Source organism: Enterobacter cloacae complex sp. 2015409 (assembly GCF_041365315.1).
GTDB classification, from domain to species: Bacteria; Pseudomonadota; Gammaproteobacteria; order Enterobacterales; family Enterobacteriaceae; genus Enterobacter; species Enterobacter pseudoroggenkampii.
The window spans coordinates 2051097-2074512 of the sequence record NZ_JBFTVM010000001.1; the positions used below are offsets into that span (position 1 = coordinate 2051097).

Consider the following 23416-nt stretch of genomic DNA (forward strand, 5'->3'; position numbering starts at 1 on the left):
TGACGTCAGGATGATGTCGAGGCTCGTTCATGGCGTTTCACAGAAATACCCTCCTCTTTGTTGCTTTGTTACCCGCTTCCATCCAACTCGCCTGCGCCGGGATGGCCGTCCCGCCAGGTTTTGAAGATCTGGCGAAGACGCAGCGCCTGTGGACAGAGGTGAACCTCTATGGCGAGGCGCTTGGCCTTTTTGAAACGGATATCACGCTTGAAACGGTCAGCTTTGTCGCACCTGAAACCGTGGTAGCGGCCATCAAACGCCGGTTTAATGACGACCCATCGCTTGTTGCCACCGTGTCTGCCGCGCTGGCCGTTCCGCTTGCCCGTAACGGCAACCTGGCCTGCAGCAGCAACGGCTCCGCAGCGGGCTGTGATTACATCGATACCGACCGCGCGGCCATTATTTATGACGAGAATAACGCCCGCATTAACCTGTTCCTGGACAAGAAATTTCTGCCTAAGCAGACGGCAGAGAATCAATGGTATCAGCCTACTCAGGGCACCGAAAATGCGCTGATCCATCAGCAAAACATTAACTTCGTTGCCGACAGGGATTATCAGTCGGCAACCGTGCAGGGCAACGGCGCGCTGGCGCTCACGCAGGACGGCTATGCGAATCTCGACTGGACCTGGCTGGGGCAGCGTTCACGGCAGAAGCAGCAGCAGGAGGTCACCGTCAACAACGCCTGGTTTCGCCAGGATATTCTGCGTCAGTACTATGTTCAGCTGGGCGAGATGGATACCCGCGATCTGTTCAGCAACGCCGGTGGGAATATCAACCTCAGCCAGCTGCCGCTGGGCAAAATTCGCGGCCTGCGCACGGGTTCAACAAGGGCATGGATGAACCCGGTTCAGCAGTCGAAGGGAACCCCTGTGACCGTGCTGCTTTCCCATGACGCGCGTATCGACGCCCGCCGGGGCAATCAGCTGCTGGCGAGCTTTTATCTGAATGCCGGGGCGCAAACCCTGGACACGCGTTCGTTCCCGGACGGGAGCTACACCGTGACGCTCTCCATCTATGAAAATAACCGGCTGACGCGCACCGAGCAGGTGCCGTTTACCCGAACCGGCATTACGCCATTCGACCGCGTCGAGTGGTTCCTGCAGGCGGGCGAAACCGATAATAGCGATCAAAACGAAGAACGTAGCGCGGTTGCGCAGGCGGGCGTTCGTCTGCCCGTGACCCCGACGCTGGCGCTGACCAGCGGCGCAACGTTCAAGAAAAACCAGCGTTTCCTGGAAAATGCGATCGACTGGAGCCGGGGCTTCAACGCGGGCCCGATCGATGGCGTGCTGAGTACCCGGTTTAGCTACCTCTACGGCAGCGAAGGTCAGCGCGGCAATATTCAGCAAATCAGCTACAACGACGGTTTTTCTTTGAGCATCTATCGCAACGCGTTGTCCGCTGAAAACTGCACCACCCAAAGCGCGGGATTTGACGCCGTGAACGGCTGTTATCGCACCCTCTCGGTGATGTTCTCCGTCCCGGTCGGCGCCTGGTATGCGAGCCTGGGATATTCGGATAACCGCAACGAAGGCCGGTACGTTTCACGCCGTGAGCTCCCGGACAGCGACGATCGCCACGATGCGGGTCTGCCGTGGGAATCGGTCTATATGACCCGCACGCGCACGCGGGCCTGGCAGGGAGGCCTGAGCAACGCCTTCAGTACCCATGGGCTGAACATTAACAGCAGCATTAACCTGTTTATGCGTAACGATGACGCCCGCGACGGCAGGGATAAAGGCGGCTACCTGAGCGTGAGCCTGTCCATGGCGCATAACCGTCAGGGTGATGCGTCAAGCTACACCTCTCTGGGCGCGACATGGCAGCACCAGCAGCGTGAAAAAAACCAGCTGAGCTACAGCGTGGCGCATAACTGGTATGCCGATGCCCGCGGTGAAAATGAGTATGGCCTCAGCGCGTCGGGCATTAACAGCGACTCGCTGAATACCTCAGCCTATACGCGCCAGGGCGGACGATATGGCAACGGAAGCCTGACGGTCAGCGATGCCTGGGATCGACAGGATCGGCGCCATACGCTGAGCAGCAGCGGTAACTACAGCTCAACGCTCGCGCTGTCCCGTTCTGGCCTATGGCTGGGCCGCTGGAGCGACGGTCGCCCTGCTTCCGCCGTCGCGGTGAACGTGGCCACGCCGGAAGATGCTCAGGATCCGCGCGTCGCCGTGTCGCTGGATAATAGCGGCAGTGCAGACATTCCGGGCAATAGCCGCGCCCTCTTCGCGGTACCGGGCTATCAGCAGACGACGTTGACGATTAACGAATCGCTAGACGTCTCCCGGGGAGCCAGCAGTGAAATCACGCAAGGGTCAGGCAGCAGAACGCTGTTTATGGTGCCAGGCAAACTGCTGCGCCGGGACGTGCAAACTACCGCAAGCTACACCTGGCTTGGCCAGTTAACCGACGAGCGCCATTCGCCGTTTATCGGCGGCGTGCCGCTGAACGTGAACGGCTGGAGCGACCTTGGCAATGGCGGGTTTAGCGCGCAAAGCGACGCCCTGCTGCATAACCTCTACCTGGTGCGTCAGCAGCAATTTTATCAGTGCGCGCTGAACGTGAAGAGCATGCGCGACGTCGTGCGTTACGTCGGTTCGATTCCCTGTAAGGAATTAACCTTTTCCGCCCTGCCGGATGCAGTCCAGCAGCAGGCGCAGCTGATGCTGGCCGGACGGTCGGTCCCTGCTGGCCCGACTGCCATGAATACCGATAGCCTCACTAAAGGGAAATGATGTGATTAAACGCCTCTTTATTTTACTGCTGTTAAGCCTGTGGGCCGGCCAGACGCTGGCGGGCGCCCCCGCGGGACGAAACTCCAGCGTTGGAATCAGCTTCGATCGTATGGCACCGCCTGCGCGTTTTGACATCTGGTTTCATGAATCGGGCGGTTATGACCCCGCCGATCCGCAAAAGTGGGGGCGTAATACCCTGACCTGTGAGTCCCGGACTGACACCACGAACGGCGCCTGCATGAACGCCCCGGTCTGGTTCTCGGCGAACCCGGCCGCACCTTATGCCATCAACTTGCGTTTTACGCATGCCATCACCAGCAAGACGGTGGATATCAAGGTGTATGGCGATCACTATATGTTTATCAACAACAGAGTGTTTACTTTCGCCAGCTTCGTGACTGGAGGAACTGTCGACCTCCCAGCATGGAACAGAGAGCCTTACTTCGATTTCTACATCGTAAAAAGCGAACTGGATAAGCTCGCCCTGCCGGGGATCTGGACCGCCACGCTGAAGCAGAACCTGCGCCAGTGGGGAAGCGCCGACTGCGGCGGGAACTTCAATGACGTGAATGTCGGCTGTCCGGGCTATCTCACCATCGCCAAATGGCAGGCCAATATTCGCATTGAGGTGGTCGACCCGGGAAACCAGCAGATTTATCTGCCGGCCTTTCCGCACTCCACGCCCATCGTTAACCTCAACCTGACCAACTTCCCGGGGCGCCCCGGGGGCAGCGAGATCCAGGGGGAAAACACGCTGGATATGTGCCTGTACGACGGCAAAAACAGTACCAGCACCCGTGCCTATCTTCGCTTTGAGGACGACGGGCTTCCCTCAGATGGGCGTGCCGAAGGGGCGTTTTCTATCCGGCGGCGCGGCGGTAGCCAGACCGATGCGCGGGACCGTCTCGATTATCGGGTCTCCGTCACCAATCCAATCACAGGCGCAACCGAAACGGTCGCGAACGGTAAAACCCTGGTCTGGCAAGGCACAAACGATCCGCAGCATCTGCGTCAGGTCGTGCTGCCGGGCGGACGCGAGAGCGTACTGTGCATTCCTGCGCCGATTATCCTGAAAACGCCTGCGTTTGCCGCCAGCAGCAAAAACGCAGGCGACTATACCGGCACGCTGCGCGTTATCTATACGCCCAGCACGTTATAACGAGGTCACCGTGAGTTACGCCATTCTCGACAATAATCGATTTTACGCCGAAGGGTTGCGCTATGCGCTGCTGCGTCGGGGCGTCCAGCCAGAGGTCATAAGCGATACCGTACAATGGCAGCCAACGCTGCTTACCCGCCGCGTTGTGGTCGTCCGCTGCCGTTTTTCCGTGGCGGCGACGCATCAGGCGCTGATCAACATTTTGCTCAGGCTTGAAGCCGCCCGCTGGAAAGGCAGCCTTTATCTGGTCTGCAACGAAAAGGGGTGGGCGCTGGCGACGCATTTACGCAAGCGTTTCGGTACGCTAACGGTTTATATCATCGACGACAGGATCGCCGTTGCCGATGCGGCGTATTTGCTGGCAAAAGAGCCGCGTCGCGTTCGAAGCCTGGACTGTTGCCTGACCGTTCCTGAATTCAACGTGCTCGATCTGATGCTGACCGGGTTGCCGGTCCGCCACATTGCCATCGTGACGCACATGTCGGAGAAACAGGTTTCAACCCATAAATGCAACGCGCTGAAGAAGCTCAATGCCAACAACCTGCTTCAGCTGCTCCTGTAGGTCACGGTTTATCCTGAGCCCGCTTTTTTGCTACACTGTCGCTGATTTTTTACCTACGACAGAAGATTATGTTCATTTTTGCAGGCCAGGAAATTGAGACCGATAGCGAAGGCTATCTGAAAGATACGACGCTCTGGAGCGAACCGCTGGCGGAGAAAATTGCGGAAAACGAAGGGATTACCCTCTCCCCCGAACACTGGGAGGTGGTGCGTTTTGTCCGCGAGTTTTACCTTGAATTCAACACCTCTCCGGCCATCCGCATGCTGGTCAAGGCGATGGCCAATAAGTTCGGTGAAGAGAAAGGCAACAGCCGCTATCTCTATCGTCTGTTCCCGAAAGGCCCGGCAAAACAGGCCACCAAAATTGCCGGCCTGCCAAAACCGGTGAAGTGCATTTAGTAGCGAATACCGAAGTTCATATATTCCCGCCCGGGCTGATGCGGTTCTGTTAAGACCTTATCAACCCGTGCGCTACGCGGCCCACCCGCTTTCAGCCACGCCACCAGCTTGTCGACCTGCTCCGCTTCGCCGCAGGCGACCACCTCAACGCTGCCGTCGTCCATGTTTCGCGCGTATCCCGTTAGCCCAAGCTGAACGGCCTCGCGCTGGGTGCTGTAGCGGAACCCCACGCCCTGAACAACGCCGTGAACCCAGGCAATGGTGCAGACTTTAGACATTTTTCTTCTCCTTAACGTAGCGTTTTCGGCAAACAGCCGTAGTGTTGCCGGAAACGGGCGGTGAAACGAGAGCTGGAAAGATACCCACATTGTAATGCGATTTCGCCAATTGGTAATCGGGTTGACTGTAGCTGTGACAAAGCAACGGCCATCCTCACCTCCTCCACAATCTGGCGAAAACTCTGTGACTCCTCGCGTAACCGCCTGCGCAGCGTCGGTACGCTTAAGGCCAGACGGCTGGCGACGTCCTGCGCGCTCCAGGCTCTGGCGGGCGACAGCATAATGAACTGCCGCACCTGCTCGGTCAGGTTACTGTTTCGCTCAATAAGCAGCGGACCTGCCACGCCGTCATGCAGCAAGGCCAGCAACAGACCGAAGGCCTGATGCTTTTGTAGCGCCTCCGGTAAATCCTGACGCACGGCGTGCAGCAGGTTATCCCACATAAACGCCAGCCCCTCGCTCAGCGGCGCGCAGAGCGAATGCAACGTCGTGCGCGGCCAGGATTTCAGGTAATGCGCTTTAAACTCGGCAACGATCTCCGGAGATAACATGAGCAAGTCCGATCGAAACATGCCGTTCGCGGGCTGATTGATAATCTCCATCACCGTATTGGCAGGGATAATGATGAGTTGATCCCGTGTCGCCTCCAGGCGGTTATCGTCCTGAACAATCACCTTACTGCCGTGAGTGATATGACAAATAGCCGGAAAGAAGAGTTTAACCTGGTGCAGGCGATGCATTTTGCTGGCAGTCACTTCACCCGCAGTAAGATGTTTATGTCGAAAATGGAACTCCTGCACCCTGTCATCCTTATCTGCTGTAGGTTGCTGTTAACTGAGCCTTTGCCAGAACGTGACTATTGATCATAAAACCGACCAGCGCGCCGCTGGCATTTTTGTCGACGGGCAGTTTATCCACATCCAGCGCCCAGACGGTCACCTGATAGCGGTGAGGCTTGTCCCCGGCAGGTGGACATGCGCCGCCGAATCCAGAATAGCCGAAATCATTGCGCCCCTGCACCACGCCGGCAGGTAATTTCTCGCCGTTCGGGTTACCGGCATCAGCGGGCAGCGTCATTGTATTCGCCGGTATATTGGCTACGGTCCAGTGCCACCAGCCGCTGCCGGTGGGCGCATCAGGGTCATAGACCGTAACGGCAAAACTTTTTGTACCGGCGGGCGGATTTTTCCATGCCAGCTGGGGAGAGGTATTCCCACCATGGCAGCCAAATCCCTCAAATACCTGCTGCTGCGCCAACCGCCGATCGCCGGAAATATCCCGGCTGGTCATGCTGAAAGACGTTGCTGCGAAAACCTGAAAACTCATTGCCGTCAGAGCGGCTATTGTGATGACACTGCGCTTTTTCATGGGTGCTTCCTCTGCTGAACTGGAGGCCCTACTGTAAAGCCTGCTGCAATGCCGTAATGTGCCTAAGCGATTCGATTTTGTGCCGAAACGCTCAACGGCATCCGCAGATGATTGCGCCTTGCTGAATGTGGTAATCTACGCGCCATTTCCCTGAAATCGACAGAACAGCAAATTATGAGTGTACGTTTAGTGTTAGCCAAAGGGCGCGAGAAATCATTACTGCGCCGTCATCCCTGGGTCTTTTCCGGCGCGGTTGCCCGTATGGAAGGCAAAGCCAGCCTCGGTGAAACCATTGATATCGTTGACCATCAGGGGAAATGGTTAGCGCGAGGCGCTTACTCGCCAGCGTCCCAAATCCGCGCGCGCGTCTGGACCTTCGATAAAGACGAAACCATCGACATCGACTTCTTCGTGCATCGTCTGCAGCAGGCGCAGCAGTGGCGTGAGTGGCTGGCAAAACGCGACGGGCTGGACAGCTACCGCCTGATTGCTGGTGAGTCCGACGGTCTGCCGGGCGTGACCATCGATCGTTTCGGTAACTTCCTGGTGCTGCAGCTCCTGAGCGCCGGAGCGGAATACCAGCGTGCCGCGCTGATTAGCGCGCTGCAAACGCTGTTCCCACAGTGCGCCATTTACGACCGCAGCGATGTGGCGGTGCGCAAAAAAGAGGGCATGGAGCTGACGCAGGGTCCGGTCACGGGTGAACTGCCGCCTGCCCTGCTGCCGATTGAAGAGCACGGCATGAAGCTGCTGGTGGATATTCAGGGCGGGCACAAAACCGGTTACTACCTCGACCAGCGCGACAGCCGTCTGGCTACGCGTCAGTACGTTGCCGACAAACGCGTGCTGAACTGCTTCTCCTATACCGGCGGTTTTGCCGTTTCGGCACTGATGGGCGGCTGTGCCCAGGTGGTGAGCGTGGACACCTCACAGGAAGCGCTCGACGTGGCAAAACAGAACGTCGAGCTGAATAAGCTGGATCTGAGCAAAGCGGAGTTTGTGCGTGATGACGTCTTCAAGCTGCTGCGTAAATATCGCGACCAGGGCGAGAAGTTCGACGTCATCGTGATGGATCCACCCAAGTTTGTGGAAAACAAAAGCCAGCTGATGGGCGCGTGCCGTGGGTATAAAGATATCAACATGCTGGCTATCCAGCTGCTGAACCCGGGCGGGATTCTCCTCACCTTCTCTTGCTCAGGCCTGATGACCACAGATTTATTTCAGAAAATCATCGCCGATGCCGCAATAGATGCTGGCCGTGATGTACAATTTATAGAGCAGTTCCGTCAGGCAGCCGATCACCCCGTGATTGCTACCTACCCGGAAGGACTGTATCTGAAAGGGTTTGCCTGTCGCGTCATGTAACTTGAAAAGAGAAATATTGCCCGCACATAACGTGTAAGTCGTATTTCCCGGGAGGTGACTATGATTGCCAGCAAATTCGGTATCGGCCAGCAGGTCCGCCACACTTTGCTCGGGTATTTGGGTGTGGTCGTGGATATCGACCCGGAGTATTCCCTTGATGAACCGTCAGCAGACGAGCTGGCGGTGAATGCAGAGCTTCGCGCCGCGCCCTGGTACCATGTGGTGATGGAAGGTGATGATGGACAACCCGTTCACACCTATCTTGCTGAAGCGCAGCTGAGCAGCGAGCTGCAGGAAGAGCATCCGGAGCAACCCACTATGGATGAACTTGCTCAGACTATCCGCAAACAGTTACAGGCTCCGCGCCTGCGGAACTAAGCGTGTAAAAAAAGCCCGATGAACGGGCTTTTTTTTATTACTTCGCCAGCCCCAGACGGGGGATGTCGATCGCCGGACAGCGATCCATGACGACGTTTAACCCCGCATCCCGCGCCAGCACCGCAGCCTGCTCGTTAATCACGCCCAGCTGCATCCACAGCGTTTTCGCCCCGACGGCGATAGCGTCCTGCGCCACTTCCCACGCCGCCTCGGAGTTTCGGAAGACATCAACCATATCAATTTTTTCCGGCACGTCAGCGAGCGTGGCATAACCCTGCTGGCCCAGTAAGGTTTTCCCCGCCACTTTTGGCGAGACCGGGATGACGTGATAGCCCTGATCGAGAAGGTATTTCATTACCCGATAGCTTGGACGATCGGGTTTATCGCTCGCGCCCACCAGCGCAATGGTACGCGTGGATGTCAGAATCTCGGCAATATCGTTCTCTTTCATGGTTTTTCTCCTGGCTTTTTTAAAAGTGTACGCCAAACCGCACATCTCAACCATCCATCCCATACCGATGCATGAGGGCAAAACGGCGAAATATGTCTATATGTTAGTAAACATGATTCTCGAAAAATTTAGATACATTAATGCGGCGACAGGATTTCTGACGGGAGCCTTCTATGAAAACCGGTATTGCCACTGCTCTGATTGCGTTAGTGATGCCGGTCTGCGTTTTTGCTACCACGCTCCGGCTCTCTACCGATATTGATCTCCTGGTACTGGACGGAAAAAAGGTCTCCAGTTCGTTATTGCGCGGTGCGGACAGCATCGAGCTGGATAACGGTCCGCATCAGCTGGTATTCCGGGTGGAAAAATCGATCGGTCTGGCGAATCGCGAGCAAAGGATGTATATCTCGCCGCCGCTGATCGTCAGCTTTAATACCCGGCAAATCAGTCAGGTCAATATTACCCTGCCTCGGCTTGAAACGGAGAAAGAATCGGCGGCCTTCGACGCGTCTCCCCGCATTGAACTTCTGGACGGGGATGCGATGCCGATTCTGGTGAAGCTGGATATTCTGGCGCTGACGACCTCACCAAAAGGTCCGGACTACGAGGCCGCGACCCAGACCTATAACAAAGCGGGTAAACGCGCGTCGCTTCCTCAGTTTGCCACCATGATGGCTGACGACAGCACGCTGCTTTCCGGCGTCTCTGAACTGGACGTCATTCCTCCCCAGTCCCAGACCCTGACGGAACAGCGCCTAAAATTCTGGTTCCAGCAGGCCGATCCCGACACGCGGGCCCGGTTTTTACAGTGGGCAAAACAACAACCTTCATCATAAGCCACATTTTTTACGCCTTTCTCTTGCAGCGTCAGACGGTTCCCGTCATCGTGTAGGCAGTTAACCTGATGGATATGATTATGGAACTGACAACACGCACGCTACCTGAACGCAAACACATTGCGCTGGTGGCGCACGATCACTGTAAACAAATGCTGCTTAACTGGGTTCGCCGCCATCAGTCTTCGCTGGAAAAGCACGATCTGTCGGCGACCGGTACTACCGGTAACCTGATCCAGCGCGAAACGGGTCTGCAGGTGAATGCCATGCTGAGCGGCCCGATGGGCGGCGATCAGCAGGTCGGCGCGCAGATCTCCGAAGGGAAGATTGATGTGCTGATCTTCTTCTGGGACCCGCTGAACGCGGTTCCGCACGACCCGGATGTCAAAGCCCTGCTGCGTCTGGCGACGGTGTGGAATATTCCGGTGGCGACAAACCTGTCGACGGCGGATTTCATCATCGAATCGCCGCAGTTTAATTCGCCGGTTGATATCCTCATTCCGGACTATCAGCGTTATCTTTCCGACAGATTGAAGTAGCTTTTTTGCCGGGTGGCGGCTACGCCTTACCCGGCCTACAAAACCTTCCCTGACGTCGTTATGGTTTACGCGCTACCGGCACATCAATACTCTTCAGGATATCGACAAACACGGATGGCTCCTCTTTATTGAACAGCAGCCACACGCGATGGCGCGCGCGGGTGATAGCCACATACAGCAAACGCCGCTCTTCGGCATCCGGGAAGTCTTCCGGCACCGGCAGCAAGGCCTGTTCCATTACCGACTCGCGGGCCGGAGCCGGGAAACCGTCGCTGCCCTCTTTCAGCCCCATGACAATCACATAGTCGGCCTGCTGCCCTTTGCTGGCGTGAATCGTCATAAATTCAAGCTGCAGCTTCGGCCAGCGGGTGGCCGCCTTTTCCAGCGCCTCGGGTTTGAGGTGATGGTAACGCGCCAGCACCAGGATACGCTCATCGGGCTTCGCATAGCCGCTGAGCTTGTCCAGCAGCGGTTCCAGCTGATCGTCCGCCAGCAGGGTCACGGCTTTTTTATCCCCTGCCCGCAGGCTATTGAGCGGTTTTGCCAGCTGATGCGGGTTCTGCTGGATAAAGCGGTTGGCGATTTCACCAATCCGTGAATTGAAGCGGTAGGTCGTGTCCAGATCGCTGCGATCGCCTTCGCCAAAATAGTGGTGGAATGCGGTTGTCAGGGAGAGCTGCGCCCCGCTGAAGCGATAGATGGCCTGCCAGTCGTCCCCCACCGCAAACAGCGAGGTATGCTTATTTTGCGCCCGCAGCGCTGAGAGCAACGCTGCACGCTGCGGAGAGATGTCCTGGAACTCATCCACCAGAATATGCTTCCACGGGCTGACAAAACGCCCCTTCTCAAGAATGATGATGGCCTGATGGATCAGGCCGGAGAAATCAACGGCATTTTCCTCTTTCAGCGCGGTTTTCCAGGCTTTCAGTAGCGGAGCCATCAGCTTGACCCGCTTCGAAAACAGATCGCGGATCGCCTCCGGCGCGCTTTCAATCATCTCTGCCTGCGATCCACCGTGCATTCGCATCAGGCTGACCCAGCGGTCAAGTCGCGAACCCAGCCGACGCGCCAGCTTATCATCCTGCCAGAAGCTACCCTCTGGCACGTCCCAGCTGAGCTCCTCCTCCAGCCACTGACGCCACCCTTTTGCCTGCGCCTTTTTCTCACTGCACTGCTGGCGCCACGTTTTGATGAACAGCGCCTGACGCGCCTGCGCGTCGTTTTCCAGCTTACTGATGGAAGGTACTTTTTTACTGCCCTGCTGAATAATATGCAGCGCAAGGGCATGAAAGGTTCTGGCCGTGATATCCCGGGTGTGCAGGCGTTCCTGGATACGTTCGTCCATCTCCTGGGCAGCCTTGCGGCCAAAAGCCAGAAGCAGAATTTGATCGGCTACCGCTTCCCCGGTCGTCAGCAGCCAGCCGGCACGCGCCACCAGCACCGACGTTTTACCGCTACCGGCCCCCGCCAGCACCAGCAGCGACTGCTCGCCGTTAACCACCGCGCGCGCCTGGGCCGGATTGAGCGGTGACGATTCCACCGTACTGAAAAAGTCGGCATATTGGGTGAGCATGGCGTCCGTCCAGGCCTGATTATGGGCGAGACGGCTTTTATCCTTATCATTCAGCCAGGCCTGACACTGGCGCCAGGCGTCGCGACAGTTGTCAAACTCGTCGAGACGCGTCACGGAAAGCGGCAGCGCCGAGAGTGCCTGTCGGATCTTTTGCTGCAGCCCGGCGGTCTGCTGACGGGTCAGCCACGCGTGTTGCGCGTTGCTTTGCGCGATATCGTCCAGCACCTGCTGGAGCACCTGGGCGGCAATCACGCTCATATCCTGGCTCCACTGCTGCCAGAGCGCGTTCAGGTGATGGTGGAAACGCTGAGTTTCCGTCCACTCGGTGCCGTGAAGACGCACGACTTTATCGTCAGGGAGAACGAACTCCAGCTCGCCCCACACCAGCCCGCGTTTGCAGTGGATAGCCAGAAGCTGATTAAACGGAATAAGATATTCGTGGCGTTCCCCGGAGACTTTCACCCCGGCATTAAGGAGAACAACCCTGTCGTAAGGGTGTTGCGCCAGGCGTTTGCCTAACGACGTTGCTTTCAGTTCCATGTTCCGCCAAATCCACGAAGAGATAATTTACCTGACAGTTTAACTGCCAGTTTTAAGGTGCTCCAGCCTAAAAAAACGTTACAATCATTGGGCGTTAATTTTATCGAAAGGAAGTGAGGGTTTATGCGTACCGTTCTGAATGTGTTGAATTTTGTGCTGGGCGGTTTTGCCACCACCCTTTCCTGGCTTTTTGCCACGCTGGTGAGCATCGTCCTGATTTTCACGCTTCCCCTGACCCGTTCCTGCTGGGAAATCACAAAACTCTCCTTAATCCCCTACGGGAATGAAGCCATCCACGTTGACGAGCTGAATCCGGAGAACAAAAACGCCCTGATGAATACGGGCGGAACCCTGCTGAACATTCTGTGGCTCATTTTCTTCGGCTGGTGGCTGTGCATCATGCATATTTTTGCCGGTATTGCACAGTGCATCACGATTATTGGTATTCCGGTGGGGATCGCGAACTTTAAGATCGCCGCTATCGCCCTTTGGCCCGTCGGTCGCAGGGTTGTTCCGGTAGAAGTGGCCCAGGCGGCGCGTGAAGCAAACGCTCGTCGTCGTTTTCAGTAAATAAGGACTGGCCGCGTTTATGCTAAGCCCACTGCTTCGCCGTTATACCTGGAACAGCACCTGGCTTTATAACGTCAGGATATTCATCGCGCTTTGCGGCACGGTTGCTCTGCCCTGGTGGCTGAATGATGTCAAACTCACTATTCCGCTCACGCTGGGAGTGGTGGCCGGGGCGCTGGCGGACCTGGACGATCGTCTGGCCGGGCGTTTGCGTAATCTGGTCATTACGCTTGTCTGCTTTTTTATTGCGTCAGCGTCCGTTGAGCTGCTTTTCCCGTGGCCCTGGCTGTTTGCCCTGGGTCTTACCCTCTCAACCAGCGGGTTTATTTTGCTGGGTGGCCTTGGGCAGCGCTATGCCACCATCGCTTTTGGTGCATTGCTGATCGCCATCTACACCATGCTGGGCGTTTCCCTGTACGACCAGTGGTACCAGCAGCCGGTTCTGCTGTTGCTGGGCGCCATCTGGTATAACCTGCTGACGCTAACCGGTCATCTGATCTTCCCGGTTCGCCCTCTACAGGATAACCTTGCCCGCAGCTTTGAGCAGTTAGCCCACTATCTGGAACTGAAATCCCGGCTGTTCGACCCGGATATCGAGGAAGAAAGCCAGGCTCCGCTCTACGATCTGGCGCTGGCAAACGGCCAGCTGGTTGCCACCCTTAACCAGACAAAAGCCTCTCTGCTGACCCGTCTGCGCGGCGATCGCGGTCAGCGCGGAACGCGAAGGACCTTACACTACTATTTTGCCGCCCAGGATATTCATGAACGCGCCAGCTCATCGCACGTTCAGTATGCCGCACTGCGCGAGAGATTCCGCTACAGCGACGTGATGTTCCGCTTCCAGCGCCTGCTCTCCATGCAGTCTCAGGCGTGTCAGCGGCTCTCGCGCTCCATTCTGCTGCGCACGCCCTATCAGCATGATCCCCGCTTTGAACGGGTATTCAGCCACCTTGATGCGGCGCTCGACCGCGTTCAGGCCAGCGGAACGTCACCGGAACACATCAAAGCGCTGGGCTTTCTGCTGAACAACCTGCGGGCGATTGATGCACAGCTGGCAACCATTGAGTCCGAACAGGCGATGGCACTGCCGGGCAGTGAGGTGGACAATCAGCTTGCTGATGACAGCGTGCACAGCGTTAGCGATATGTGGCTACGCCTGAGCCGGAACTTTACGCCGGAGTCGGCTCTCTTTCGCCACGCGGTGAGAATGTCGCTGGTGCTGTGCGTGGGGTATGCCTTTATTCAGATAACCGGACTGCACCACGGCTACTGGATCCTGCTCACCAGCCTGTTCGTCTGCCAGCCGAACTATAACGCCACCCGACACCGACTTGCGCTGCGTATTATCGGTACGCTGGTTGGCGTCGCGATCGGCCTTCCGGTGCTCTATTTCGTGCCTTCCGTCGAAGGTCAATTGATTCTGATCGTCATCACCGGCGTGCTGTTCTTCGCGTTTCGCAACGTGCAGTATGCCCACGCCACCATGTTCATCACGCTGCTGGTGCTGCTCTGCTTTAACCTGCTGGGTGAAGGCTTTGAAGTCGCCCTGCCCCGCGTGATCGATACTCTGATAGGCTGCGCGATTGCCTGGGCCGCGGTCAGCTTTATCTGGCCGGACTGGCGTTTCCGTAATTTGCCGCGGGTGGTCGACAGGGCGATGAACGCCAACTGTCGATACCTTGACGCTATCCTGGAGCAGTATCATCAGGGGCGCGATAACCGCCTGGCTTACCGGATAGCACGTCGTGATGCGCACAACAGTGATGCAGAACTGGCCTCCGTTGTCTCTAACATGTCAACGGAGCCTCGCGCCACGGCAGAAATTCGTGAGACCGCGTTCCGCCTGCTCTGCCTGAACCATACGTTTACCAGCTATATTTCGACGCTGGGTGCCCACCGCGAGAAACTCACCAACCCGGGTATTCTCAACCTGCTCGATGACGCCGTCTGTTATGTCGATGACGCGCTTCATCACCGCCCAGCCGATGAACCGCGCGTACAACAGGCGCTGAATGAACTGGCGCAACGCATTGCGCATCTTGACCCGGGAAACGACAGCAAAGCGCCGCTGGTTCTTCAGCAGATAGGCCTGCTTATCGCTCTGCTGCCTGAAATTTGCCGGCTGCAACAGCAAATCGCTACCTGGAGGAGTGATTCTCCTGTGGCTCAGGCAGCGCATTAAACCACTCCGTCAGCTCCCGGCGAATGCCTGCCGGGAGTGCCGCCTCATGCAGCCCCTCAATAGCCCCTTCGAGTGCGAAGAGAACTTTAATACTGAGCGCTTTATTTTTCGCCCGCATCTTCAGCCAGCTGGCTCTGGCACCCAGCGCCCGGAGTGTTTCTTCATTGGTAATACCGGCTTCAAAAAGCAAGACTTCAAGCTGAAAGGTCAGGTTTGGCAGATCCTTGAGTCGGTTTCGTTGATGGCGCTGATAGCGCTCTTTTCTTGCCGCACTGAGCGCAAACGAGGAGAGCTGAAGCAACCGCTCCCTGTCCTGCCATAATCCGTCATCCACACGATAATAGTTGAGCAGCACCGGGCGGCCTCGCTTCATCAATGTCAAAAATGAGGAGGCATTCTTTACACAGTATTTCGCACTCTCCTCACAAGCCCGAAGATAAAGCTCGCCATCAGACACCATGGCAAAAACCGCATCATCCACCGCCAGGGTGTACCCTCCAAACAGCGCACGATGATGAATCTCGCCCAACGGGGAGAGGTATTCCTGGGATTTATAAATCCGTTCATAAGATATCTTTTTCATGATATTTCCCTTCAAAATCATAAAATAACAACGAAATTTCTTACTAGCGGATCCGTTAGCAGGAAAATAGGCAACTTATCGCCGTTGAGCAAGATGATTTTTCGAGGGGCATCAAGATTGAATGAATTTTGCGAGTCGCTTTCCGAAAATGAGGTTGATCTTTATGCATACAGGGGTTACTGTATATCCATACAGTAACTACAGGGCTGGAATGAATATGCACACTTCAGGCTATGCAAATCGCGCAATCTCTCTCTCTTCTGCCGCAGGCAATGTCGCGCAGAATTCCGTCGAGCGTGTTTCCACAGGGCTTATCAGTGAAGTGGTTTATCGTGAAGACCAGCCCCTGTTGACGCAACTTCTGTTGTTGCCGTTATTACAACAGCTTGGTCAGCAATCGCGCTGGCAGCTTTGGCTCACGCCTCAACAAAAACTGAGCCGTGAGTGGGTTCAGTCCGCTGGCCTTCCGCTGACCAAGGTCATGCAGATTAATCAGCTCTCGCCGTGCGATACCGTTGAGTCGATGATCCGCGCGTTACGCACCGGAAATTACAGCGTGGTAATTGGATGGTTACCCGAAGAATTGACGGAAGAGGAACATTTCCGTCTGACTGAAGCCGCTGAAGAAGGGAGTGCGATCGGGTTCATTATGCGTCCGGTTCGATCGGATTCTTACCGCAGAGGACAACTTTCTGGGCTAAAAATTCACTCAAATTTGTATCATTGAGTGAAATTAAGATTTTTCCTGGAATTTTTTTCGACCACAAGATGGCATTAAAGTTCCCGGTCTGAAAATTGCGGCAAGGCTTGTCTGGTGCGGTTCTCCTTCATTTTATTGCACAAAATTCGTTCTAAAAATGTTAAATAATCGGTATACGGAACTTTTTTTTTCATATGCCTGACAGACTTCACACTTGTAAGTTTTCAGCTACGTTGTAGACTTTACATCGCCAGGGGTGCTCGGCCTAAGCCGAAGATATCGGTAGATTTATATTTGACCACGCCCCCCGGTGAAGGATTTAACCGTGATTCTCTCTTGAGACTTTCATGGCGAATTTTGGATGATAACGAGGCGCAAAAAATGAAAAAGACAGCTATCGCGATTGCAGTGGCACTGGCTGGCTTCGCTACCGTAGCGCAGGCCGCTCCGAAAGATAATACCTGGTATGCAGGTGGTAAACTGGGCTGGTCTCAGTTCCACGACACCGGCTGGTACAACAAAGACCTGAACAACGATGGCCCGACTCACGAGAGCCAGCTTGGTGCAGGTGCGTTCGGTGGCTATCAGGTTAACCCGTATGTTGGTTTTGAAATGGGTTACGACTGGTTAGGTCGTATGCCATACAAAGGCGACACCGTAAACGGCGCTTTCAAAGCACAGGGCGTTCAGCTGACCGCTAAACTGGGTTACCCAGTAACTGACGATCTGGACGTGTACACCCGTCTGGGCGGCATGGTATGGCGCGCTGACTCCAGCAACAACCAGGTTGGTAGCGACCATGACACCGGTGTTTCCCCAGTATTCGCTGGTGGCGTTGAGTGGGCTATGACCCGTGACATCGCTACCCGTCTGGAATACCAGTGGGTTAACAACATCGGCGACGGCAACACCGTTGGTGTTCGTCCAGACAACGGCATGCTGAGCGTAGGTGTTTCCTACCGTTTCGGCCAGCAGGAAGAAGCAGCACCAGTTGTTGCTCCAGCGCCGGCTCCAGCTCCAGAAGTACAGACCAAGCACTTCACTCTGAAGTCTGACGTTCTGTTCAACTTCAACAAAGCAACTCTGAAACCAGAAGGTCAGCAGGCACTGGATCAGCTGTACTCTCAGCTGAGCAACCTGGATCCTAAAGACGGTTCTGTAGTGGTTCTGGGCTTCACCGACCGTATCGGTTCTGACGCTTACAACCAGAAACTGTCTGAGAAACGTGCTCAGTCTGTTGTTGATTACCTGATCTCTAAAGGTATCCCAGCTAACAAGATCTCCCCACGTGGTATGGGCGAATCTAACCCAGTTACTGGCAACACCTGTGACAACGTGAAAGCTCGCGCTGCACTGATCGACTGCCTGGCTCCAGATCGTCGCGTAGAGATCGAAGTTAAAGGCATCAAAGACGTTGTAACTCAGCCAGCGGCATAAGTTATCGTCTTATAAAAAAACCCCGCCATGCGGGGTTTTTTATTGTCTGAAGAAAAGAAAAATCTATTTTTTACCCAACAGCGCCTGAAGGTCGTTCTTCAGCGTCGACATCTGGTTGGCGTACTTCTCTTTATGTTCGGCATCCTCAATCAACTGCACGATGGTTTCCGAAAGCGTTTTACCCCGTCGTTGTGCCAGCCCAGCCAGACGTTGCCAGACAACGAACTCAAGGTCGATTGATTTTTTTCGCGTGTGCTGATGCTCAGCATTAAAATGCCGTTTGCGTCGCGCGCGGATCGTTTGCTTCATCCGGTTTAACAAGGCAGGATTGATGTGCTTCTCAATCCAGCCGTTAACCTGTACCGGTTCATTTTCGAGGGTCAGCAAAATATCCACGGCTTCTTGTGCAGCGCTGGCTTCGATGTAGCAGGTGATCAGCTCCCCTTCACGGTGCTTTTTGACCAGGTACTTCCATTTCCAGCCGCTTTCGAGATTTTCCAGTTGTTGATATTTCATTGCGATCTCAGTGTTACCACGTAACTCTGTTCAGAATATCAGTTTTTTAGCAATCTGCTGAAAAGAAATCATATCCTGTGAGTGAATGCAGCCAATCGCCCTGTCGAAATACCCGATCCTGCTTGGGTACAGCCCCCCGCTTACGGTATACTCCACGCTTTTACATCTGACTAAAAAACATCAACTTTGACCATTACGAAACTTGCATGGCGTGACCTTGTTCCGGATACCGAAAGTTATCAGGAACAGTTTGCACAGCCCGAACTCGCAAAAGAACACGAATTCATCCTTAGCGATACGCAGCCCCGTTTGCATTACGCGCTGGAGCAGGTCTTAAGCCCATGGGCAACTGCGCCTTTCATGCTGCTCAAAGCCCCGGAAGAAGCGGAATACCTGACGTTGTTCGGGGATGCCGTGCGTCAGTTAAAGCCGGAAGCGAACGTCGTTTTTGGCGGCCAGTATCGTATCGCGGGACATGATGTCACTTTCGAACCGGCGGCACAGGCCGACGGCCATTTTGCCGCTAAGGGTGAGGTGATTACCGCTAACTGGGTCGAGGCTGAACAACTCTTTGGTTGTCTGCGCCAGTTTAACGGCGAGCTTTCGCTGCAGCCTGGGCTGGTACATCGCGCAAATGGCGGTGTTCTGATCATTTCACTGCGCACCCTGCTCTCGCAGCCGCTGCTGTGGATGCGTCTGAAAACCATCGTGCACCAGCAGCGTTTCGACTGGGTCGGCTACGATGAGTCTCGTCCTCTGCCCGTCTCTGTTCCCTCTATGCCGCTGTCGCTGACCGTCGTGCTAACGGGCGACCGTGAATCGCTGGCGGACTTCCAGGAAATGGAGCCGGAACTGGCTGAGCAGGCCGTGTATAGCGAATACGAAGACAACATCCAGATTGCTGATGCCGACGATATGGCGCAGTGGTGCCAGTGGGTGATGGCTGTAGCAGAACGTTCTGCGCTGCCAACCCCTGCGGCTGACGCATGGCCGGGCTTAATCCGCGAAGCGGTACGCTACACCGGTGACCAGGAAACGCTGCCGCTTTGCCCGCTCTGGATCGGCAAACAGCTGCGTGAAGTGGGTGTGATCAGTGGTGACGGGGCGTTCACCGGTGAACAGCTCACTCAGATGCTGGCTCAGCGTGAGTGGCGAGAAGGCTATCTTGCTGACCGTATGCAGGATGAAATTCTGCTCGAACAAATTCTGGTGGAAACCGAAGGCGAACGCGTCGGGCAGATTAACGCCCTGTCTGTGATTGAATTTCCAGGCCATCCGCGCGCATTCGGGGAGCCGTCCCGTATCAGCTGCGTTGTGCACATTGGCGATGGCGAGTTTACCGATATTGAACGGAAAGCCGAGCTGGGCGGAAACATTCACGCCAAAGGCATGATGATCATGCAGGCGTTTTTGATGTCAGAGCTGCAGCTTGAGCAACAGATCCCCTTCTCCGCCTCGCTGACGTTTGAGCAATCCTACAGCGAAGTGGATGGCGACAGCGCCTCTATGGCCGAGCTGTGCGCCTTAATCAGCGCCCTGGCGGAAGTGCCCATCAATCAGAACATCGCGATCACCGGTTCGGTGGACCAGTTCGGCCGCGCCCAGCCAGTGGGAGGCCTCAACGAGAAAATTGAAGGCTTCTTCTCTATCTGTCAGCAGCGCGGTTTAAACGGCAAGCAGGGTGTGATTATCCCGGCTCCCAACGCACGCCATTTAAGCCTCAGTCAGGAGATTCTGGATGCGGTTGAACAAGAGCAGTTCGCTATCTGGGCCATCGAAGGGATTGAGGATGCACTACCCTTACTGACAAACCTGGTATGGGATGGCGAAGGGCAAACCACCCTGATGCAGACTATCCAGGAGCGCATTGCTCAGGCGACACAGCAGGATGCTCGTCATCGTTATCCATGGCCGTTACGCTGGCTGGGCTGGTTTAGTTCGAACTGATCGGACTTGTTCAGCGTACACGTGTTAGCTATCCTGCGTCCTTCACTAAAATAAGGCTTACTGAGAACATGGTAGATAAACGCGAATCCTATACAAAAGAAGATCTTCTTGCCTCTGGTCGCGGTGAACTGTTTGGCGCAAAAGGCCCACAGTTACCGGCCCCGAACATGCTGATGATGGACCGTGTCGTGAAAATGACCGAAACCGGCGGCAACTTCGATAAGGGTTACGTAGAAGCAGAACTCGATATCAACCCGGACCTGTGGTTCTTCGGTTGCCACTTTATCGGCGATCCGGTAATGCCTGGCTGTCTGGGTCTGGATGCGATGTGGCAGCTGGTTGGCTTCTATCTGGGCTGGCTGGGTGGTGAAGGTAAAGGCCGCGCACTGGGCGTGGGCGAAGTCAAATTCACTGGCCAGGTTCTGCCTACAGCGAAGAAAGTGACCTATCGTATTCACTTCAAGCGCATCGTTAACCGCCGCCTGATTATGGGCCTGGCAGATGGCGAAGTGCTGGTAGACGGCCGTCTGATCTATAGCGCAAGCGACCTGAAGGTTGGCCTGTTCCAGGATACTTCTGCGTTCTGATTGTGCTTTTCGCACTCCCGGAAAGGCGAAACCTCCGCAATGCGGAGGTTTCTTTTTTGAAAGAGACGTTATCAGGCTATGAGTGCCCTGTCGCCGATGGCTTCTCGCCAGCCTCCAAGCCATTGTGACCTTTGATTTATCGTCTGATAAGGACACATTTCTTTAGAACGTCCAGCGATGCCGGCCTGATAACCACGTTGATGAGCCCGTTCCAGGCGATCTCGTTTCTGTCTCTTCATGCCTCGTTTCCCTCATTCTTTTGTCTGGTGGAAAGAAAACAGTGTCTGCACTCAATGTACAGGCACAGATAACGAATACCCCGAATTAGCCCCATCGTCAATGTTCAAAATTCATACGGGTGTCATATTTGTGAGCTACCTGGAAGTTCATTTGTACAAAAATTGTGATGCAGCACAAGTAACAAACTGAAGTGAAAACGAAAAAAAAACCGCAATCAGCGAGAGGCCAACTGCGGTTTTTGATGATGAATTTTACTTATGGCAGCCGGGAAATTTCCCTCGCGATGCTGGCTGACTCCTGTGCCCAACCCTGAGCCAGGACTTTAACCATTTCGTCATAGCCATCTTTCTGCTGCTTCAGCTCCAGATGGAAAGGACGCTTAATCAGCTGTCCCTGATGATTCAGCAACCACTCCCCGCTGATCACCACCGCACCATCATAACGGCCGTGGAAGCCCGTTACGGTGACGTTCAGCGTATCCTGGTCGTTACCCAACGGCTGCGACGCGACAACCCAACCCGGTAGCTGACTGCCCAGATTGGCCACCAGCGTGTTGCGCAGCTGTTGATCCAACGGGCTGGCCCACAGGTTGTTCGTCGCAATCACGTATTTAACGTCGCTGGTCTGATAGACCACGCCGTTTCCTGCCAGATAATCCGGCACCGCAACCTGCTCAACCCACAGCTGACGGTTTCCCTGACTGGCCGTGCTTTGCCCACCGCTGTGGGTCGCCACAGGCAGCTGATAGTAGCTTTTATTATCTACTCCTGAACTGCACGCCGTTAACAGCAGAGCACCAACCATCAATAGCCACTTTTTCATTCTTTTGCCCTCTTCGGCTCAGGATCCTTTTTATCTTTCGCTTCGAACACCAGCGCATTGCTCTTCTCGTTGAGCGTTTTCAGCACCGGCTGCAGTTCACGTAAGACCTGATCAAGACGCTGCATATCTGCCACCATCTTGTTGTAGGCCGCTGAACCCGGCTGGAAGCCCTGCATACTGCGGTTCAGCTCACGCAGCGTTTTCTGCATGTCCTGCGGAAGCTGCTGCATACTCTGGCTCGCCGTAATCTTGTTGATGTTATCCAGCGTGGTTTGCAGACGACGCATCGTTGCCTGGCTTTCGCTCAAAGAGTTCGTCGCCGCTTCAATCATCGGATTCAGTGGCAGATTGTTGATCTTATCCAGCGTCTCCATCAGACGCTGCTGGATCTGCGCCAGGCCGCTACTCACCGTTGGGATGATCTTATATCCACCGAATTCACGGATACCGGTAATCGGCGGTGCTTTCGGGTAGAAGTCCATATCCACATACAGCGCACCGGTCACCAGGTTACCCGTCTTCAACGATCCACGCAGGCCGCGTTCCATCAGTTGAGAGATATGGGCAGCAATATCCTGATTTTCGCCAATCTGGTTTAGCAGACGCTCCGGTTCGATGCGGATCAGCACCGGAATACGATAGTCATCATCCAGCATCTGGCTCAGGCCCGGGACGAAGAACGGAACTTGTCCAACCGTACCGAGACGAATACCGCGGAACTCAACAGGTGCCCCCGGCTGCAGACCGCGGACAGAATCTTTGAAGAACATCAGGAAGTCGACGTGATCGGTATAGAGCGCATCCTGAATGCTTTTTTGATCGTCAAAGAGACGGAAAGCGGTGTTCTCTGCGACCGGCTGCCCTAAATCCAGGCCTTCCGGCACGTCAAAACTTACGCCGCCGCCAAACAGCGTGGTCAGCGAACCCATTTCAACGCGCATACCTGCCGAGGTCAGATCCACCGCAATCCCGCTGTCTTTCCAGAAACGGACATTGCTGGTGACCAGCCGATCGTTTGGCGCATTGATGAAGAGCTGATAGCTGATCGCGCGTTTCTGCGGATCAAACGTGCTTTTCTCAACCGATCCCACGCGGTAGCCGCGGAACAGGACCGGGTCGCCCGCCGTAAGCTGACCTGCTTTTTTACTGTCGAGGATCACGCGGATACCCTTGGCATCAGGTGGTGCAAGCGGCGGTGAATCCAGAAGCTGGTATTTGGCTGGCTGGTTACCCTTAGCGCCAGGCTGCAGCTCAATGTAGGCGCCCGAAAGCAGCGTCCCTAAGCCGCTGATTCCCTCACGCCCCACCTGCGGCTTAACGACCCAGAAAACGGAATCGCCGTGCAGCAGTTTTTCCATGCCGGCATTAAGGCGCGCCTTGATCTCCACATGGGTTAAATCGTCGGTCAGGGTTGCACTTTCCACCACGCCCACATCCACGCTTCGGCTTTTGATAGTCGTTTTACCGCCCTCAATCCCCTCGGCATTGGTGGTTATCAGCGTGACTTCCGGTCCCTGATGGCTGTAATGATAAAACAGGATCCATGCACCGATCAGCGCAGTCACGATGGGAAAAATCCACACCGGCGACCAGTTTTTGACCTTCTGCACTTTCGCCTCTCCACTCTTATTTTCCATG

24 protein-coding genes are annotated in these 23416 nt (G+C 55.3%); 14 read left to right on the forward strand and 10 right to left on the reverse strand.

Annotated elements, in window-relative coordinates:
* Positions 1-29 precede the first annotated feature (29 nt).
* From ACDO57_RS10075 to tusE, 4 genes are all read left to right on the forward strand, one after another.
* A complete protein-coding gene (locus tag ACDO57_RS10075) occupies positions 30-2747 on the forward strand; it encodes a TcfC E-set like domain-containing protein (RefSeq protein WP_370883921.1) in 2718 nt (905 codons plus the stop codon).
* 1 nt (position 2748) lies between these two features.
* A complete protein-coding gene (locus ACDO57_RS10080; protein WP_370883922.1) occupies positions 2749-3906 on the forward strand; it encodes a CfaE/CblD family pilus tip adhesin in 1158 nt (385 codons plus the stop codon).
* Positions 3907-3916: 10 nt separating this feature from the next.
* Entirely contained in the window at positions 3917-4468 is a 552-nt protein-coding gene (locus tag ACDO57_RS10085; RefSeq protein WP_090417494.1) for a LuxR C-terminal-related transcriptional regulator, read from the forward strand.
* Positions 4469-4536: 68 nt separating this feature from the next.
* A complete protein-coding gene (tusE, locus tag ACDO57_RS10090) occupies positions 4537-4866 on the forward strand; it encodes a sulfurtransferase TusE (protein WP_008499913.1) in 330 nt (109 codons plus the stop codon).
* On the opposite strand, the gene yccX is transcribed toward tusE, so the two are convergent.
* Genes yccX through ACDO57_RS10105 form a run of 3 tightly spaced genes read right to left on the reverse strand, consistent with a single transcriptional unit; the run spans position 4863 to position 6512 of the window.
* Positions 4863-5144, reverse strand: coding sequence for an acylphosphatase (gene yccX / locus ACDO57_RS10095; protein ID WP_024907755.1), 282 nt, complete (start codon positions 5142-5144; stop codon positions 4863-4865). The two genes, tusE and yccX, sit on opposite strands and share 4 nt — an antisense overlap.
* A gap of 11 nt (positions 5145-5155) precedes the next feature.
* Positions 5156-5944, reverse strand: coding sequence for an AraC family transcriptional regulator (locus ACDO57_RS10100; protein ID WP_024907756.1), 789 nt, complete (start codon positions 5942-5944; stop codon positions 5156-5158).
* A gap of 10 nt (positions 5945-5954) precedes the next feature.
* The gene (locus ACDO57_RS10105) at positions 5955-6512 is read right to left on the reverse strand and encodes a kinase inhibitor (RefSeq protein WP_370883923.1); all 558 of its coding nucleotides are present in this window, start codon (positions 6510-6512) and stop codon (positions 5955-5957) included.
* A 174-nt stretch (positions 6513-6686) separates the two neighbouring features.
* Here ACDO57_RS10105 and rlmI point away from each other — a divergent pair, with 174 nt between their 5' ends.
* Positions 6687-7877 carry a 23S rRNA (cytosine(1962)-C(5))-methyltransferase RlmI gene (gene rlmI, locus ACDO57_RS10110; RefSeq protein WP_248163791.1) on the forward strand — a complete coding sequence of 397 codons (1191 nt, stop codon included), beginning with the start codon at positions 6687-6689 and terminating at the stop codon, positions 7875-7877.
* A 60-nt stretch (positions 7878-7937) separates the two neighbouring features.
* A complete protein-coding gene (hspQ, locus tag ACDO57_RS10115; protein WP_008499919.1) occupies positions 7938-8255 on the forward strand; it encodes a heat shock protein HspQ in 318 nt (105 codons plus the stop codon).
* Positions 8256-8292: 37 nt separating this feature from the next.
* On the opposite strand, the gene ACDO57_RS10120 is transcribed toward hspQ, so the two are convergent.
* Positions 8293-8706: a CoA-binding protein gene (locus tag ACDO57_RS10120; RefSeq protein WP_008499920.1), complete on the reverse strand. Its 414-nt coding sequence runs from the start codon at positions 8704-8706 to the stop codon at positions 8293-8295.
* Between the two features lie 173 nt (positions 8707-8879).
* Here ACDO57_RS10120 and ACDO57_RS10125 point away from each other — a divergent pair, with 173 nt between their 5' ends.
* Positions 8880-9542 (forward strand): DUF2057 family protein, encoded by a 663-nt coding sequence (locus ACDO57_RS10125; protein ID WP_024907759.1) that lies wholly within the window; start codon positions 8880-8882, stop codon positions 9540-9542.
* An 80-nt stretch (positions 9543-9622) separates the two neighbouring features.
* Positions 9623-10081 (forward strand): methylglyoxal synthase, encoded by a 459-nt coding sequence (mgsA, locus tag ACDO57_RS10130; protein ID WP_024907760.1) that lies wholly within the window; start codon positions 9623-9625, stop codon positions 10079-10081.
* A 58-nt stretch (positions 10082-10139) separates the two neighbouring features.
* Here mgsA and helD read toward each other — a convergent pair whose 3' ends face one another.
* The gene (helD, locus tag ACDO57_RS10135) at positions 10140-12194 is read right to left on the reverse strand and encodes a DNA helicase IV (protein ID WP_370883924.1); all 2055 of its coding nucleotides are present in this window, start codon (positions 12192-12194) and stop codon (positions 10140-10142) included.
* 123 nt (positions 12195-12317) lie between these two features.
* Here helD and ACDO57_RS10140 point away from each other — a divergent pair, with 123 nt between their 5' ends.
* Positions 12318-12764 (forward strand): YccF domain-containing protein, encoded by a 447-nt coding sequence (locus ACDO57_RS10140; RefSeq protein WP_032649128.1) that lies wholly within the window; start codon positions 12318-12320, stop codon positions 12762-12764.
* 19 nt (positions 12765-12783) lie between these two features.
* The gene (gene yccS / locus ACDO57_RS10145) at positions 12784-14946 is read left to right on the forward strand and encodes a YccS family putative transporter (protein WP_148769585.1); all 2163 of its coding nucleotides are present in this window, start codon (positions 12784-12786) and stop codon (positions 14944-14946) included.
* Here the strand turns inward: yccS and ACDO57_RS10150 are convergent.
* Positions 14903-15529 (reverse strand): TfoX/Sxy family DNA transformation protein, encoded by a 627-nt coding sequence (locus ACDO57_RS10150; protein WP_023311030.1) that lies wholly within the window; start codon positions 15527-15529, stop codon positions 14903-14905. The genes yccS and ACDO57_RS10150 overlap by 44 nt on opposite strands.
* A gap of 217 nt (positions 15530-15746) precedes the next feature.
* Between ACDO57_RS10150 and sulA the strand changes: the two genes are divergently transcribed.
* Both sulA and ompA read left to right on the forward strand, forming a co-directional pair.
* The gene (gene sulA / locus ACDO57_RS10155; RefSeq protein WP_024907764.1) at positions 15747-16256 is read left to right on the forward strand and encodes an SOS-induced cell division inhibitor SulA; all 510 of its coding nucleotides are present in this window, start codon (positions 15747-15749) and stop codon (positions 16254-16256) included.
* A gap of 354 nt (positions 16257-16610) precedes the next feature.
* Positions 16611-17666, forward strand: coding sequence for a porin OmpA (gene ompA / locus ACDO57_RS10160; protein ID WP_024907765.1), 1056 nt, complete (start codon positions 16611-16613; stop codon positions 17664-17666).
* 63 nt (positions 17667-17729) lie between these two features.
* On the opposite strand, the gene matP is transcribed toward ompA, so the two are convergent.
* Positions 17730-18182, reverse strand: a complete 453-nt coding sequence (gene matP, locus ACDO57_RS10165; protein ID WP_008499929.1) for a macrodomain Ter protein MatP — start codon at positions 18180-18182, stop codon at positions 17730-17732.
* 186 nt (positions 18183-18368) lie between these two features.
* Between matP and ACDO57_RS10170 the strand changes: the two genes are divergently transcribed.
* Together ACDO57_RS10170 and fabA are read left to right on the forward strand one after the other, a co-directional pair.
* On the forward strand, positions 18369-20129 hold the full coding sequence (locus ACDO57_RS10170; RefSeq protein WP_061715627.1) for a Lon protease family protein: 1761 nt from the start codon (positions 18369-18371) through the stop codon (positions 20127-20129).
* 68 nt (positions 20130-20197) lie between these two features.
* Positions 20198-20716 (forward strand): 3-hydroxyacyl-[acyl-carrier-protein] dehydratase FabA, encoded by a 519-nt coding sequence (gene fabA, locus ACDO57_RS10175; protein ID WP_008499931.1) that lies wholly within the window; start codon positions 20198-20200, stop codon positions 20714-20716.
* Positions 20717-20787: 71 nt separating this feature from the next.
* Here the strand turns inward: fabA and rmf are convergent, their stop codons facing one another.
* The 3 genes from rmf to pqiB all read right to left on the reverse strand — a co-directional run bounded on the left by rmf (position 20788) and on the right by pqiB (position 23415).
* A complete protein-coding gene (gene rmf, locus ACDO57_RS10180) occupies positions 20788-20955 on the reverse strand; it encodes a ribosome modulation factor (protein WP_013097261.1) in 168 nt (55 codons plus the stop codon).
* A gap of 256 nt (positions 20956-21211) precedes the next feature.
* Positions 21212-21778, reverse strand: a complete 567-nt coding sequence (pqiC, locus tag ACDO57_RS10185) for a membrane integrity-associated transporter subunit PqiC (protein WP_024907767.1) — start codon at positions 21776-21778, stop codon at positions 21212-21214.
* Positions 21775-23415: an intermembrane transport protein PqiB gene (gene pqiB / locus ACDO57_RS10190; RefSeq protein ID WP_061715628.1), complete on the reverse strand. Its 1641-nt coding sequence runs from the start codon at positions 23413-23415 to the stop codon at positions 21775-21777. Before pqiB ends, pqiC begins: the two co-directional genes overlap by 4 nt.
* Position 23416 lies beyond the last annotated feature (1 nt).